Origin of the sequence: Methylorubrum sp. GM97 (genome assembly GCF_024347855.1) — a bacterium.
Lineage (GTDB): Bacteria > Pseudomonadota > Alphaproteobacteria > Rhizobiales > Beijerinckiaceae > Methylobacterium > Methylobacterium extorquens.
In genome coordinates this window covers 4964722-4979905 of record NZ_AP025942.1, presented here as the reverse complement: position 1 = coordinate 4979905, position 15184 = coordinate 4964722, and the positions used below count along the sequence as shown (strand labels likewise).

The following is a 15184-nucleotide window of genomic DNA, read 5'->3' as shown; positions in this document are numbered from 1 at the left end:
AGCTTGTGTGCACCACCTGGAGCGATCGCAACCTGGTGTCTGATCCGGACTGATCGTTCGCAATAGCAGCCAGATCGTGGTTTTTTCTCGATTTTGCAGTCGTTTTCCGGGAAAATGGCTAGAACCGGACTTGAATCTTTTTCAGATCCTTTTAGCTCACAAGAACGAGGGGCAAATAGGATCACGTACAATGTCGGAAACCAATCAGGTCACGCAACACGACCGTATCGAACTCGCGGCCGATCTCGTCTCGGCTTATGTCTCCAACAACTCTCTGCCGTCGCCTGAACTCGCGGGCTTGATTGTTCAGGTTCATGCGGCCCTGGTCGCCCTGTCGGCACCGCAGGCGCCCAAGGAAGAAGAAGTCGAGCGGGCGACACCGGCCCAGATCAAGAAGTCGATCACGCCGGATGCCCTGATCTCCTTCATCGACGGCAAGCCTTACAAGACGCTCAAGCGGCACCTGACCACGCACGGCCTCGACATCGACGGCTACCGCCGCCGCTACGGTCTGCCGGCCGACTATCCGACGGTCTCGTCCAACTATTCGGCCGCGCGTTCGGCGCTCGCCAAGGATCTCGGCCTCGGCCAGCAGCGCCGCAAATCCTCGGCGAAGGCCGCGGAGCCGGTCGATGAGGTGGTGGCGGAAGCTGCACCCGAGCCGCGCCGCAAGACCGCTGCCGGCGAAGGCCGCAAGACCGGCGGGCGCCGCAAGGCCGCCTGAGGATCGATGCCGCGTTGGCGGAGTCATCGGACTCCGCTGGCCGGCTCCGATACGGCGAGTCGATAGGGTCCGCGCAGTCGAAGTCCGGGCCGATCTCAAGGCCACCTGGCCGGCTGACCATTGTCGATGCGCTGCAAATGGCTCGTAGCGGCAGCGCTTCCCCGCTCGCGCGCTCTCTATTCGCTGACGGCCTGTGTAGCCATCTGCTCACCGCAGACGCACTCACAAGGCGCCGCATCCCGATGCGGCCTGCGCCATCTCGCGAAGACGGGCTCCCCCAGAGACAGGCCCCGCGAGCCAGTCGCATTCAGCTCGGCGGGCTTCGTCCAACGTCGGATTTTCGCGACGGGACGCCCGCGGGGTTTCCAGCTCCCCGCCAAGGGCCGTCAGAGGTTCGCGTTCGCGCAACGACCCCGACATGATCAAGAGTCGGTACGTCGGCCCCACGGATACGATCGGGCTGCCTCCGAAGCGTCATTCAGAGCATCGTCCGGCACGATGGCCAACGGCATTCAGAAATCGACGCTGCGAGATCCAAGTCCCCAACTACGGTCGTGACCGGAACCCGCTGCACGGAAGCAGATACGGGTTCGACACCGGAAAGCGGGCCGTATCACCAAGTCCCGTAAGTCGGACTCGGCTGCCAATCATCGAGCAAACCGCTCGGCCTTTACCGCATCCGTCGCCACCGTTTCGATGGCGAGACGGTTCCGGCGTCCTTCGAGCCAACGTTCAGGCGTCGGGCATCGCCGACTGGATGAGACGGTCGGAGGACAGGTCCTCCTCGTCATACCCGAGGAGTTCGGCGAGACGGCCGCGGGCGCGGCTGACGCGGCTCTTCACCGTGCCGACCTTGCAGCCCATGATGGTCGCGGCCTCCTCGTAGGAGACGCCCTCGGCGCCCACCAGCACGAGGGCCTCGCGCTGGTCCGGCGGCAGCTTGGCGAGCGCCGTCTGCAGATCCTCGACATCGAGCCGGTCGCCCTGATGCGGCGCGGTGGCGAGGCGGGCGGCGTAGGAGCCGTCCTGATCCTCGACCTCGCGCACGCGCTTGCGGTGATCCGAGTAGAAGATGTTGCGCAGGATCGTGAAGAGCCACGCGTTGAGGTTCGTGCCCGGCTGGAAGCGGGCGCGGTGCTGCCAACCCTTGAGCAGGGTGTCCTGAACGAGGTCGTCGGAGCGCGCCGGATTCGAGGTCAGCGATAGGGCGAAGGCGCGCAAGGACGGCACCGCGGAGAGCAGGCCGTTGCGGAATTCAGGATCGATCCGCTCGCCCTGCGCCTTGAGGGCCGCTTCGAGCTTGCCGATCAGCTCGGAGAAGCGGGACGGTGTGTCCTCGCCCGCGCCGAGCGTGTCGTACACGCTGCGCAGATGATCGCCGAGATGGCTGCGGATCGAGTCGGAAAGTTTGGGACGGCCGTCTGTCATCGCGGGACGATCCAGGGTCGCTTCGGTATCGTTACGCATCGGGCTCTTCGCGATCGGGACTTTTCGGCAATGCCGGCGCAGTGCCGCACACGGGGCAGGCCCCGGTACGGCCCTTAACATAGTTGTAGCGCATCGGCCCGATCACGCACACCCGCGCCACGCGAAATACTGCCACGCTTGCACACCAGACGGTAGTCTGTCGCCCGAAGAGTGAGATGATTCGCCGATCCTGTCGCTTGAATGCGGCAAATCGGCAGGCCCCTCCGCCTTTCCCGATCGATCGCCCTCAGGCTGCGCCGTGGATCTCCGGCATCGGACGCGCGCGCCGCCGCGTCGCGCCCTTCCGCACCCGCACCACCCCGTCGGTGAGAACGAGGGTGTCGCCGCGCTCCAGCTCGGTCCAGGTCTCGTCCCGGGTCAGCGCCCGCGTGGCGATCATGGTGACGATATCGGTCTCGGTGGTCTCCTGAGCGAAATCGACCCGCCAATCCTCGTCGATCAGCGTCGCCGTGCCGAACGGCGCCCGGCGGGTGAGGTAGCAGAGCCGCTTGCCGCAATGGGCGTAGAGCACGCGGCTGTCGGAAAGCAGCATGTTGAAGACGCCGCGCTCCGAAAGGATGAGGGCGTAACCCGCAATCGCCGCCTCCAGGGTCGCGGCGCGGGGCGGCTTGGGGAAGCGCTCCTGGAGCTGCGACAGCATCCAGCAGAAGGCGTGTTCGCTGTCGGTCGTGCCGACCGGCTCGAACCGGCCGAGCGGCAGCCGCTTCACGCCCTTGAGCTGGCCGTTATGGGCGAAGGTCCAGCGCCGGCCCCACAGCTCGCGGGAGAAGGGGTGGGTGTTCTCCAGGCTGACGCGCCCGCGATTGGCCTTGCGGACATGCGCGACGACGATGCGGCTCTTGATCGGATAGCGGCGCAGCAGCTTGGCGAGTTCGGAGCGGGCGCTGGGCTCGGGGTCGTGAAAGGAGCGGCAGCCGCGCCCCTCGTAGAAGGTGATGCCCCAGCCGTCGGCATGCGGGCCGGTCTCGCCGCCGCGCCGGGCCAAAGCCGCGAAGGAGAAGCGGATATCGGTCGGCACATTCGCGCTCATTCCGAGCAGTTCGCACATGGTGGCCGGGGTCTTCTGCGTCGCGCGCGGTAGGATCGACAGAGGCGGGGAGGGGAAACTAGGAAGCTTCGGGGGCGGAACAACCGATTTGCGGTGCATGTCCCCCGCCGCCGCGCCCGGTCTCCCGCGCGCGCGCTCGCGGCCCGGCCAGACGGGGGTGACGGCGAGCCCTGGAGTCAGGCGACGGACCGCGGGCGCCAATCCCAGGGCGAGCCCGATCATTCCGGCGAGCGCCAACAGGTCGGTGAAGCCGACGCGGAAGTGGCCGCGGAAGGCGGGCGTGACGAACCAGAACAGTTCGGCGAGATGGACCGCGACGGCGAGCGCCGCCACCAGCCGCGTGCGGTTCTCGCCGGGACGCAGGGTCAGGATGGCGGCAAGCCCGACGACGACGGCTGCGGACAGCGCCAAGGCGCGGCCGGAAAAGCCCGCGCGCAACCGGTACCACGCGGCGGCCCCCGGATCGGCGGCGGCGCCGAGCATCAGGAACTGCACGACGTGCAGGCCGGCCCAGACGAGCAGCAGCACGGCGAGCGGCGTGAGCCGATCGTGGCGGCGCCGGGCAGGCCCCGCATCGGGCGGCGCGACGAGGATCGCGGCGGCGAGCGCCAGACTCGACCACGCCGCCAGCACCAGCAGGCCGAAGGCGCTGGCATGGAAGCGCAGGCCGGGATCGGTTCCGACCGACATGACGAGGTCGTCCGCGGCCAACGTGCCGACCACGGTGTGGAGTCCGAGGCCGAGCACGGCGCGCCCGTCGTCGATCCGGCCGGCCTTGGCCCAGGGCTCGCCGCCGCGGCGGGCGAAGAGCAGGGCGAGCCCGGTCCAGAGCGCGAAGTAGAGGGCGAGGCGGGCGGCGAGCAGCGGCGGTGCGGCTCCGAGCAGGGCGAGCGGGCCATTCGGCCCGGCGCTTTCCGGCGCCGGGTAGAGCAGGAGGGCGGCCACCGGGATCGGCAGAGCGAGGATCGCGGCCACCGGCATCAGCACGAGAAGGCCGCGCAGGGTCTCCAGCAATGCGGTCTCGGGCTGCGGGCGCCACGCATCGGCCCGCTCGATCATGATGACAACGGGCAGCGCGCCTGCCGGCAGCGCGAGGAGGCAGGTCCAGGCAGCCAGATAGGACGGCGCGAGCCGGGGCAGCCCGGCATGGTGGAACGCCAGCAGCAGGCAGGCCAGTCCGGCCGCGAAGGCCGCCGCCGGGCGGCGGGCCGGATCGCGGAAATAGGCGCTGGCGGATTTCGCCCCCGTGGCCTTGCGGGCGGCGCCGCCCTTCTCCTCCGCGCTCACCGCTGCGGCTCCCCGGCGGCGAGGCCGTATAGGGCGAGGGGACGTCCCGCATCCGCCGGCAGGGCGTTGAGGCGCCGGGCGAGGGCCGCCGGAATGAACGGCGCGCCGGAGGACTCGATCGTCAGGATGAAATGTCCGGCGAGGGCAGCGGGAGGGAGGCGGCCGGCCCGCCCGGCTCTCACAACGGACAGGAGCGCGACCGCAAGGCCGAGCACGCCGCCCGCCGCCGCCGCGGAGAGAGCCGGCACCGCCGCCATGGCCCAGGATAACGGCCACGCGGCCGGCCAAGGCGTTGGCCAAGCGGTCGACCAGGAATTGGGCCAGGAATCGGGCCAAGAGAGCGGGCGGGCGAGGAGTGCCGCCACGCTCGCCGGCCCGTCCGGCATGTCCCCGGCAAGGCCCGCGATGCGGATGGCAACGAAAGCCGCAAATCCGAGAAAGGCACCGAACAGTGCGAGGCGGTTCAGGCTCCGCTCCTCCCGATGCAGGGCGGCGGTGGCCTCCGGCATCGGGACCGGGCCGAAGGCGTCGAGGCGCGGCGCCCGGGGCCCCGAGAGCCCACGCGCCGCCTCGGCCAGCCCGGCCTCCGAGGCGAAGATCGCGATGAGGCCAGGGGGCTGGCCAGGCGGTTGGGCAAGGGTCTGCACGGCGAACGGGCCCGGCCGGGCGTCCGGCGCGGTCTCTGGCACCCGCGGTGCGGCGTGCACGTTCTGGGCGAGGGCGAGTTGGCGTGTCTCGGCGATTCCGACCGGCGGCACGAGGCGGAAGAGAAGCAACAGGCCGAGGACGAACAGCCCGGCGGAACCGAGGGTCGCGATCCCCGCGGTGAGGAGATCCGCGAGGGCCGCCCCTATCGCCCCGATTCGCGTGGCGAGCACGTGATCCGCGCCGAGGCCGATGGCGACGAGGGCGCCGATCAGACCGAGGGCGAGGGCGCTGCGGCGGATGGCAGGGATCCAGAACAACTGCGTGGGGAGAAGCCCGGCGAGCATGAGTATCCAGAAGGCGGGCGCCTCGTCGCCGAGGAGCCGGCGCGTCAGGCGCGCCCGCTCGGCCGCGTCGCCATAGAGAAGGGCGGTGACGATCTCGGTAACGTGGCAATAGAGGGCGGCCAGGCCGAAGGCGAGCAGCAGCCGCCCCAGGATATCGAGGTGCCGGCCGGTGATGAGGCCGTCGAGCCCGCGGCTTCGGCGCAGGGTCATGGCGAGCGCCGCAATCAGCCCGGCGCCCGAGAGCACCGCCTCGACCAGCAGGGCGACCGGAAGCAGGGTGTCATGCCGGTCGGTGCGAAGGGCGGCCGCCAGCGCAAGGTCGATCAGCACCGCCACCGCCGCGAGAATGCCGAGCAGCCCGAACCCCCGGCTGGCCCGCTCCCAGGCGAGCCATTGCAGCGCCGAGCCGCACCAGCCGGCGGACAGCATTCGGTAGAGACGGGCGCGTCGACGATCCGGCCCCGCGGCGTCGCGCAACACCGCCAGATCCGGCAGGAGCGCCGCCGCCCACAGGCCGAGGCTCGCCAGGAGCAAGGCCCCGAGGCTCACCGGATGGACCGGCACCGGGTAGAGCGCAGCGAGACCCGCGCAGAGCAGGGCAGCGGTCTGCGCCAGGCGGCCGATTCCGCAGCGCCAGGCCACGCCCGCGAGCAGCAGCAGCCCCGAGATCAGCAGGCACCCCGCGGCGAGCCCGATCCACCACGCGGCGGCGGCCGGACCGAACGCGGCCGGCACGGTCGAGCGCAGACCGGCCCAGACGAGGATCGGGACGAGCGTTCCGGCAACGGCGAGCCGCCAAAGGCGGCCGGGCGGCGCCAGCACGCTCCCCGCGAGCGCGGCAGCGATCGACGCGACCGTCTCGTCGGGCCCGATCACCGGCGCGCCGTAGAGGGGAACGGTCTCGGCGGCAGGTTGAAACGCGCGTTCGGTCATCGGCTCAACGGTCGGCCGCGGGCTGCGCGCGACTTCGATCCTGAAGGACAAAGGCGGGCGATGGTGTGTCTCGCACGGCCATCCGGTCTCGTCCGAAGGGAGGGTGGGGAAGGGCGCTGCCGAACGGGATGGCTGGGAAATGCGGGAAAGGCAGGCCCTCCGCCCACGGACTCGAACGCGGATCGCCCGCCATGTGCTCTCCCGCACCAAAGAGCAATGCCGCGGCGGGAATGCAATGCGACGCGCCGGCCGCGCGGGCTTGCGCCGCGGCGTTTCCATGCGAAGAGGACGATCCGGCGAAGAGGACGATCCGTGACGGCCTCCTCACGCGCCGGCCCGCCGGATCGTCCTTCACAGCGCCGAAACCGTTCTCCGATGCCGCACCCCACCGCCGCGAATTCGTCGGCCACGGCTTGGCCGGGCGCCCGGAATGCCGATGGAGCGTGATCCCGTCCTGTTCGCCTGGGCCTCGTCGCCGCGTCGGCACGCGGCGGCGCTCGCGCTGGCGGTGGGCCTCGGCGGACCGCTGGCGCTGTTCGTGCTGCTGTGCCTGCGCGATCTCATCTCGGTGCTGACCCGCAGCAGCCCGGACTTCCTGCCCTTCCTGCGGATCGCCCTGCCGCTGCCGGGCCATCACGGACACGAAGCGCCGATCCTGTTCCCGGGCTGGAGCCTGCCGCCGACGGAACTGCCGCTGATCGCGCTGACCTCGCTCGCCGCCGCAGCCCTGCTGCTGGCCGCCCTCGGGGCTGCGGTCGCGTATCTCTGCTTCTCCGTCCAGGCCCGGGCCACGGCGCGGCTGCGGGCGCGGGCCACCGAGGCGATCCTCGCCTCGCCGCCCGGTGCCCGCGAGGATCTCCGGGCGCTGCCGGGCCTCATCGGCCAAGCGCTGGCGCGGATGGGCCCGCTCGCGGCGGTCGGCATCGTCGTGCCCGGCCTGACGCTCGCCGCGATCCTGCTGGCCCTCGTCATGGCGGAACTCGCGGCCCCGCGCCTCGTGCCGGTGATCGCGCTGTTGCTCGCCGCCGTCGGGCTGGCGCGGGTCCTGCTCGCCAGCCGCACCGCCGCCCGGCGCAGCCTGCGCCTCGCCGACACCGCCGCGACGGAGGCGGGCCTGCGCGACCTGATCCGGCGGATGCCGGCGGTGCGCGCCCACGGGGCGGCGGCGTTCGAGCGACGCCGCCTGGGGCTGCGCGCACGGGCGGCGCGCAGCGCGCTGGTGCGGGCCGAGGCCCGGCTCGCCTATGCGCGGGCCCCGGCGCTCGCGCTTGTCGTGATCCTGCCAGCCCTCCTCGTGGCCACCGCCCTGTGGCAGGGCGAGGCCGCCACGGAGGCCGACAACGTCCTGCCCGGAGCCCTGGTCGCCGCGGCCGGCGCCTTCGCCCTAGCGGCAACCCTCGTCGCGATCAGCCTGAGGCTGTGGAGCCAGTATCGGGCGGCCGCCCCGCTGTTCCGCACCATCGCCGAGACGCTCGACGCCCTGAGCCCCCGCCTACCGGGGAACCGGTCGCGCAAGGCGGTCCCGTTCCCGGCGGCGGGCGCCCTCGTCGCGAAGGGCGTCGGCGCCTACGATCCCGGCAGCGGCGAGCGGCTGACGGGCGTCGATCTCGCCCTGCCGATGCCGGCGCATGTGGCGATCGTGGGTCACCGCGGCAGCGGATCGCGGGCGCTCGCCGCCCTGCTCGCCGGACAGATCGAGCCCACCGCCGGCGCCGTCACCTATGGCGGCACCGACCTGCGCGCCTTCGACTCCGCCGAGCGCGCCCGGCGGATCGCGCTGGCCGGCTCGGAGGCGATCCTGATCGAGGGGACGCTGCGCCAGAACCTGCTCTACGGCGCCCGCAGCGGCGACCGCGAGGCATCGGGACTGGCCGAGCGCATCGCCATCCTCAAGCTCACCGGACTCGACGCCTTCGTCTACGAGCGGGGCCTTGAGGCCTCGGTCGATCCCGAGGACGATCCCGCCACCGCCGCGGCGGTCGTCGCCGCCCGCTGGGCCGTGCGCGAGGCGCTGGCGAGCGAAGGCATGGCCCGGCTCGTCGAGCCGTTCGATCCGGCCCGCTACAACCATCAGGCCGATATTGGCGAGAACATCCTGTTCGGCGAGGCGGTGAGCCCGGCCTTCTCGCAAGCGCGGCTCGCGGCCCACCCCTACCTGCGCGCCGTGCTGGAGGCGGAGGATCTCACGCGAACCCTGGTCGATGTCGGCCTGCAAGTGGCGCGCTCCACCGTCGAGATCTTTGCCGACCTGCCCGACGACCACCCGTTGTTCGAGACGTTCTCGCTGTTTCCGGCGGCCGAGCGGGGCTATTTCGAGGATCTGGTCGCGCGCCAGCCCGAGTCCCGCGGCTTCCGGCGCGGCCCGGCCGGGCACCGCGACCGCGAGCGGCTGATCGGGCTCGCTTTGCGCTACAGCGAGACCCGCCACCGCTTCGGCCTGATCGACGAGGCGCTCGAACAGCGTCTGGTCGCCGCCCGCCACTCCTTCGCGGCGATGCTGCCGCCGCGCTATCGCGAGAAGGTCGAGTTCTACGATCCCTCCCGGCTCACCGCCGCCGCGAGCCTGGAGGAGAACCTGCTGTTCGGGCGCATCACCCAAGGCGAGGCGGGCGCCGAGGGGCGGGTGCGCGCTCTGGTGCGCCGGGTGCTCGCCGAGCAGGGGCTGGAGCCCACCGTCTACCGGCTCGGCCTCGCGGCGCGGATCGAGGCGGGCGTCGCGGTGGCGGGCCAAGGCCAGCGCGCGATCCTGGGGGAGGGCGCCATCGGCCCGCGCGAGCGGGTGGCGATCGAGTTCGTGCGCTGCCTCGTGCGCCGCCCGGACATCCTCGTGGTCGGCCTCTCCCTCGACGACCGCAAGCCCGACGAGATCACCGCCCGGATCGAGCGCCTGCGGGCGCTGCGCGCCGGGGCGGCGCTGATCGTCTGCCTGCCCGACGAGGACACCCTGAACCGGCAGGCGCCGTTCGACGCGGTGCTGCGGGTGGAGCGCAACACGGTGGTGGCCGGCGATCCGCAGGAAACCGAGGCGGTGACCGTCTGAGCGCTTCCCTTTCCCGCAAAACCGCCCCAAAGCTTGTGCACGATCCGGTTCCGTCGCCCGCGGGCACCGCCGGTCGGCCTCGATCGAGACGGTGCATGCTTCCCCCGAACCGCTCTCGAGGCTCTGTGAGATCCTTCCTCAGAACCTTGATTCCGGGGCTGGTCGGGTTGGCGATCCTCACCGCGTCGAACACGCTCGCCCGGGCCGACAAGGCGAATGCGCCGATCCCGGCCGCGACGCTTGCGCTGATGGCCGCGCGCGGCACCAACGCCGCCTCGCCGATCGTGCTGCGGGCCTACAAGAAGGAATCCGAGATCGAGGTCTGGAAGCGCAACGCCAGCGGGCGCTACGTGCCGATCAAGACCTATCCGATCTGCCGCTGGTCGGGGCAGCTCGGGCCGAAGACCAAGAGCGGCGACCGGCAGACGCCGGAGGGGTTCTACACGGTGGCGAAAAGCCAGATGAACCCGAACTCGCGCTACTACCTCTCCTTCGACGTCGGCTACCCCAACGCCTACGACCGGGCACACGGCTCCACCGGCTCGGCGGTGATGGTGCACGGCGTCTGCTCGTCGATGGGCTGCTTTGCCATGACGGATGCGGTGGCGGGCGAACTGTTCGCGATCGCCCGCGAGGCGTTCGCCGGCGGGCAGGGCGCGTTTCAGTTTCAGTCCTTCCCGTTCCGGATGACCGCCGCGAACATGGCCCGGCACCGGACCGACCCGAACATCGCCTTCTGGCGCCAGTTGAAGGAGGGTTCGGACCGCTTCGAGGCGACCGGCGAGGAGCCGGCCGTGAGCGTCGCGGGCGGCCGCTACACCTTCGCGCCCTCGCGCGATCCGGCCAAGGAGGCGGCCTTCACCGCCCTGCACAAGGACGAGACCGACCGCATCGCCGCCCTAGTGGAGGAGGGCGCGGCGGCCGTGCGCACGACCTATTCCGACGGCGGCCAGCACGCCTTCTGGGCGGCGCGGATCCTTCAGGGTCATCCGGTGGGCGATATCAGCCGGCCGGAGGCGCTGGCCTATGCCGGCCAAGAGGTCGTGCTGATCCCCGCCCGCCGCAGGGCGCCGCCACCGCCGCCCGTACCGGACGCCTTATGGGCGGCCTGGATCGGCACGGCCAGCCCGTCGCTCACCGTGCGGACCGCGGGTTTCGTGCCGCCCTACGTCGCTCCCACCGCCCGCATCACGGCACCGGTCACGCGCTATGCGCAGACCTGGCCGAGCTTCGCTCGCGCGGCGATCGAGCGTACGCTGCCGCCGCCCGACCTCGCCCCTTCGCAACCCCCGATTGAGAAACTGGCTCAGCGCTGACTTGGAGCCGCTCAAAACGGCGTGTGCGAGCACGCACACAAACCCGAATGGCGGCCCCCCATCTCCGCACTGTACACTCGGAGCCTGAAGAGGGGCCGAAGAACAGCCGCGGATCCATAGCGCGGATGCGTGCGGCGGCACCACTACCACCAGAGAAAGCCCGGCCCGAGGCCGAGCATTGGTACCGATCCATGACCCTGCCATATCCAGCCAAGGACGATTCCCTCGTCCTGCGTTTCTGGGGCGTCCGCGGCTCTACGCCGGTCAGTGGCCCGGAGAACGCCGAGTTCGGCGGCAATACGCCGTGCCTGGAGATCCGCTGCGGGGAACGTCTGTTCGTGATCGATGCCGGCTCGGGCCTCGGCGCCTTCGGGCGCAACTGCTGCGAGAGTCTGCCGCAGGATATCGACCTGCTGTTCAGCCACCTGCATCTCGATCACACGGCGGGTCTGCCGTTCTTCAAACCGGCTGTTCTGGATGGCGCCCGCACGATCCACACCTATTGCGGCAATCTCGACGGGGCCAGCGCCGAGGACGCCCTCGGCCGGCTGTTCTCGCCGCCTCTCTTTCCCGTCACGCTCGACGTGCTGCCCTGTTCCTTCGCGCATCACGGCTTCCGCGCGGGCGAGCCGCTCACCTTTGCCGACGGCATCCGGGTCGATACGATTCTGCTCGACCACCCGCAGGGATCGACCGGCTACCGCTTCGACCATGGTGGCAAGCGGCTCTGCATCATCAGCGACATCGAGCACGGCGTGAACTGGCCCGATCCGGACCTGTGCCGCTTCGTCGAGGGGGCCGACCTCCTCGTCTATGACGGCATGTTCACGGAGGGCGAGTATCCCTGCTGCAAGGGCTGGGGCCACTCGACGTGGCAGAAGGGCGTGGAACTGGCCAAGGGCGCGGGCGCCAAGGCGCTCGCCATCATCCACCTCCATCCCTGCCATTCGGACGTGCAGTTGCGCTCGGTCGAGGCCGAGATGCAGGCCGAGATGCCCACCGCCTTCATCGCCCGCGAGCGGCAGTCGATCGAGGTGGGCTGGCCGCTCGTCGGCCTCGCCGAACCGCCGGTGGTGGCGCTGGCACGCCGGGCCTGAGGCGGCCCGACAGCCCGTGATCTCGGCGCCGGCCCTGTCACCTCTAGGGGGATGGGTTGCCTTGCCGCGTATGGCGATGACGGATCGGCGAGACGTCGATCCGTAGCGAAGCCGAAACGGCCCGACGCCGCCGCCGGAAGCATCCATTGCCCGGCAGGCGCGACCCCTCTCCCAGGCGGGAGAGCGGCCGCAATCGGCACCCTTACAGAGCCGAGGTCGCGTTCGCCCCTTCCTCGCGGCCGATGCGGCTGTGCTTGCGGCTCCAGGCGAAGTAGATCACGAGGCCGATCGCCAGCCAGATGATGAGGCGCAGCCACGTATCGCCATCGAGCGAGACCATCATACCGAGGCAGAACAGCGCGCCGAGGATCGGCACGAACGGCACCAGCGGGGTGCGGTAGGCGCGCGGCGCGTCGGGCTGGGTGCGGCGCAGGATGACGACGCCGGCGCAGACGAGGATGAAGGCGAGCAGCGTGCCGATGCTGGTCATGTGGCCGAGTTGCGAGATCGGCAGGAAGCCGCCGAGCGCGCTCGTGAACACCATGAAGAACAGGTTCGAACGGTAGGGCGTCTTCCACTTCGGATGGATCGCCGAGAAGAAGCCCGGCAGCAGCCGGTCCTTCGACATGGAGTAGAACACTCGGCTCTGGCCGAGCAGCAGCACGAGGATCACGGTCGAGAAGCCGCAGATCACGCCGAAGGTGACGAGGCTCTTCAGCCACGGAAAGGGCGTCGCCGCGATCGCGGTGTTCACGGGGGCGGCATCGCCGCGCATCGCTTCGTAGTGGACGAGGCCGGTCAGCACGCCCGCAAAGGCGATGTAGAGCACCGTGCAGATCGCCAGCGAGCCGAGGATGCCGATCATCATGTTGCGCTGGGGGTTCTTGGCCTCCTGCGCCGCGGTCGAGACCGCGTCAAAACCGACATAGGCGAAGAACACCACGCCGGCCGCGCGCATCACGCCGCTCCAGCCATACTCGCCGAAGGTGCCGGTATTGGCCGGCAGGAAGGGGTCATAGTTCTGCGCCTTCACGTAGAACAGGCCGACCCCGATCACGATCGCCACCACCGCGAGCTTGAGCAGCACCACCGCGCCGTTGACGCGGGCGGATTCGCGGATGCCGATCATCAGCAGGGTCGAGGCTGCCACCACGATCAGGATCGCCGGCACGTTGACGATGCCGTGCGCCAGCGTGCCGTCGGCGAGCTGGTAGGTCTCAAAGGGCGAGTGCACGAGCGAGCCCGGCAGGTTGATGCCCAAGGTGTCGCGCATGAAGCGGGCGACGTAGCGCGACCAGCTCACCGAGACGGTGGCCGCCCCGACCGCGTATTCGAGCACGAGATCCCAGCCGATGATCCAGGCGATGAACTCGCCCATCGTGGCGTAGGTGTAGGTGTAGGCCGAGCCCGCCACCGGGATCATGCCGGCGAGCTCGCTGTAGCACATGCCCGCAAGCGCGCAGCCGATCGCGGCGATGGCGAAGGAGAGCGTCACCGCCGGGCCGGCATGCTCGGCCGCGGCGATGCCGGTGAGAGAGAACAGGCCCGCCCCGATCACCGCGCCGATGCCGAGGCCGATCAGGCTCCAGGGGCCGAGATGGCGTTCCAGCTTGTTCTCGCCGGATTCGGCGTCGGCGTTGAGCCGTTCGAGCGTCTTGATCCGGAAAAGGTCACTCGCCAAGCCTGACGCCATATCTGCCCCAACCCCCTCGTACCGGCCGAACTCCTCTGACGGAGCGGCCGAATTCTCACACAGATGAATCGTGAAACCGACGCGGGCGCAACGGCCTCAGGCGACATTGCAGTGCAAGGACCCGGCCAAGCTGTCACGCGAAGCGGCCGCGCCGGGGTCCCAGCTCACAGCGCCCAGGTGAGATCCCGGTAGGCGCTGTCCCAGAAGCCGAATTCGAGGCGGGTCGCGTGAGTGTAGGCCGCGTGCATGCGGGCGCGCAGGGCCGGGGAGGCGTCGGCGGCCGCCTCGTCGGTTGCGGCGATCATCGCGGCCACCGCCTCGCCGAACTCCTCGCCGGCATAGGTGTCGATCCAAGCGCGGTAGGGATTGTCGGGCTTGGCGCGGGCGAAGATGTCGCGGCCGACTTCGGCGTAGATCCAGAAACAGGGAAGAAGCGCGCCGAGTACGACTTCGTAGGGCTCGGCATAGGCCGTCGCGATCAGCCACGCGACATAGTGGTCGCAAGCCGGCGAGAGGGGCGTTGCGGCAAACGTCCCGGCATCGATGCCGTATTCCTGGAAGAAGCCGCCATGCAGCGCGCGCTCGACCACGATGGCGGTCTCGGCGCCGCGGGCGAACTGCACGATCCGGTCGGGATGCGGCGCCTTGGCGGCGGCGAGCGCCAGCGCCCGGCCGAAGCCGATGAGGTAATGCGCGTCCTGCACGATGTAGCGGCGGAACCGCTCGCGACTCAGGGAGCCGTCAGCGAGTTCCGCGTTGAACGGCATCGTGCGGATCGCCTCAAAGGCCGCGAGATTGCGGGCCCAGGCTTCCTGCGAGAAGCGCCCGGCAGAGAGTTGTTCAGCCAAGGACGGCGCTCCGTCTTGTGAAAAGGATCAACCCTGCCGCTGGGCCTGGGTCACCGCGACGTGGATCAGTTCGGCCAGCGTGCGCACCCTGAGCTTCTGGCGCATCTGCGAGCAGGCATTGGTGACGGTCTTGTAGCTGACCGAGAGGTCGGCGGCGATCGCGCCGTAGGACTTGCCCTGGGCGAGGCGCGCCAGGATCTGCTGCTCGCGCGGCGTGAGCTGCGTCTCCGGGGTGCGGCGCGGGTCGGCGCGCAGCATCGCGACCTCGGTGGCGAGCCGCCGGTCGAGATAGACCTCGCCCGCACGCACCCGCTCGAACGCCTGGAACAGCTCGTTCGAGGCGTGATCCTTGAGCACGTAGCCGAGCGCCCCGGCCTCCAGCGCCCGCGAGACGATGACGGGGTCGTTGTGCATCGAGAACACGAGCACGCGGGTCTCGGGCTCGATGGCGCGCATGCGCCGGATCAGGGCGAGGCCGGCGAGGCCGCTGCCCTGGAAGGTGAGATCGCAGATCACCACCGGCGGGCGCAGGCGGTGGAAGGCGCGGTAACCGGAGACGACGCCGGTCGCCTCGACCACGGTCTCGATTCCGGCATCCTCCAGCACGCGGCGACAGCCCTGGAGGACGATCGGGTGATCGTCGATGACCAGGACGGGGGTGGCGGCACCCTTGCTCGACGCTGCTCTCATCATGGGGCTGCTGACCGGCGCGTTCATC

10 protein-coding genes are annotated in these 15184 nt (G+C 70.4%); 4 read left to right on the top strand and 6 right to left on the bottom strand.

What is annotated here, in order from left to right; genetic code table 11:
- The first annotated feature begins 190 nt into the window (after positions 1-190).
- Positions 191-724, top strand: coding sequence for a MucR family transcriptional regulator (locus MSPGM_RS23125; protein WP_003604689.1), 534 nt, complete (start codon positions 191-193; stop codon positions 722-724).
- 732 nt (positions 725-1456) lie between these two features.
- Here MSPGM_RS23125 and MSPGM_RS23120 read toward each other — a convergent pair.
- The 3 genes from MSPGM_RS23120 to MSPGM_RS23110 form a co-directional block, all read right to left on the bottom strand.
- A complete protein-coding gene (locus MSPGM_RS23120; protein WP_003604688.1) occupies positions 1457-2191 on the bottom strand; it encodes a sigma-70 family RNA polymerase sigma factor in 735 nt (244 codons plus the stop codon).
- 247 nt (positions 2192-2438) lie between these two features.
- A complete protein-coding gene (locus MSPGM_RS23115) occupies positions 2439-3260 on the bottom strand; it encodes a class II glutamine amidotransferase (protein ID WP_003604686.1) in 822 nt (273 codons plus the stop codon).
- A 1283-nt stretch (positions 3261-4543) separates the two neighbouring features.
- Complete coding sequence (locus MSPGM_RS23110) at positions 4544-6472, bottom strand: quinol:electron acceptor oxidoreductase subunit ActD (RefSeq protein WP_261926019.1); 1929 nt, start codon at positions 6470-6472, stop codon at positions 4544-4546.
- A gap of 436 nt (positions 6473-6908) precedes the next feature.
- On the opposite strand from MSPGM_RS23110, the gene MSPGM_RS23105 reads away from it, so the two are divergent.
- From MSPGM_RS23105 to MSPGM_RS23095, 3 genes are all read left to right on the top strand, one after another.
- Positions 6909-9512, top strand: a complete 2604-nt coding sequence (locus MSPGM_RS23105) for an ATP-binding cassette domain-containing protein (RefSeq protein WP_015857547.1) — start codon at positions 6909-6911, stop codon at positions 9510-9512.
- 125 nt (positions 9513-9637) lie between these two features.
- Positions 9638-10828: a murein L,D-transpeptidase family protein gene (locus MSPGM_RS23100; RefSeq protein WP_244426814.1), complete on the top strand. Its 1191-nt coding sequence runs from the start codon at positions 9638-9640 to the stop codon at positions 10826-10828.
- A gap of 191 nt (positions 10829-11019) precedes the next feature.
- A complete protein-coding gene (locus MSPGM_RS23095) occupies positions 11020-11925 on the top strand; it encodes an MBL fold metallo-hydrolase (RefSeq protein ID WP_209688173.1) in 906 nt (301 codons plus the stop codon).
- A gap of 202 nt (positions 11926-12127) precedes the next feature.
- Here the strand turns inward: MSPGM_RS23095 and MSPGM_RS23090 are convergent, their stop codons facing one another.
- The 3 genes from MSPGM_RS23090 to MSPGM_RS23080 all read right to left on the bottom strand — a co-directional run bounded on the left by MSPGM_RS23090 (position 12128) and on the right by MSPGM_RS23080 (position 15183).
- Positions 12128-13618 carry an amino acid permease gene (locus MSPGM_RS23090; RefSeq protein WP_003605217.1) on the bottom strand — a complete coding sequence of 497 codons (1491 nt, stop codon included), beginning with the start codon at positions 13616-13618 and terminating at the stop codon, positions 12128-12130.
- Between the two features lie 164 nt (positions 13619-13782).
- A complete protein-coding gene (locus MSPGM_RS23085; RefSeq protein ID WP_003605216.1) occupies positions 13783-14466 on the bottom strand; it encodes a TenA family protein in 684 nt (227 codons plus the stop codon).
- Between the two features lie 27 nt (positions 14467-14493).
- Complete coding sequence (locus MSPGM_RS23080; protein ID WP_003605215.1) at positions 14494-15183, bottom strand: response regulator transcription factor; 690 nt, start codon at positions 15181-15183, stop codon at positions 14494-14496.
- Between the last annotated feature and the right edge of the window lies 1 nt (position 15184).

Bases quoted from the DNA above. Each gene is read 5' to 3' on its own strand.
- MSPGM_RS23095 (WP_209688173.1), top strand. From the start codon at position 11,020: ATGACCCTGCCATATCCAGCCAAGGACGATTCCCTCGTCCTGCGTTTC.
- MSPGM_RS23105 (WP_015857547.1), top strand. From the start codon at position 6,909: ATGGAGCGTGATCCCGTCCTGTTCGCCTGGGCCTCGTCGCCGCGTCGG.
- MSPGM_RS23090 (WP_003605217.1), bottom strand. From the start codon at position 13,618: ATGGCGTCAGGCTTGGCGAGTGACCTTTTCCGGATCAAGACGCTCGAA.
- MSPGM_RS23110 (WP_261926019.1), bottom strand. From the start codon at position 6,472: ATGACCGAACGCGCGTTTCAACCTGCCGCCGAGACCGTTCCCCTCTAC.
- MSPGM_RS23115 (WP_003604686.1), bottom strand. From the start codon at position 3,260: ATGTGCGAACTGCTCGGAATGAGCGCGAATGTGCCGACCGATATCCGC.
- MSPGM_RS23120 (WP_003604688.1), bottom strand. From the start codon at position 2,191: ATGCGTAACGATACCGAAGCGACCCTGGATCGTCCCGCGATGACAGAC.
- MSPGM_RS23080 (WP_003605215.1), bottom strand. From the start codon at position 15,183: ATGAACGCGCCGGTCAGCAGCCCCATGATGAGAGCAGCGTCGAGCAAG.
- MSPGM_RS23125 (WP_003604689.1), top strand. From the start codon at position 191: ATGTCGGAAACCAATCAGGTCACGCAACACGACCGTATCGAACTCGCG.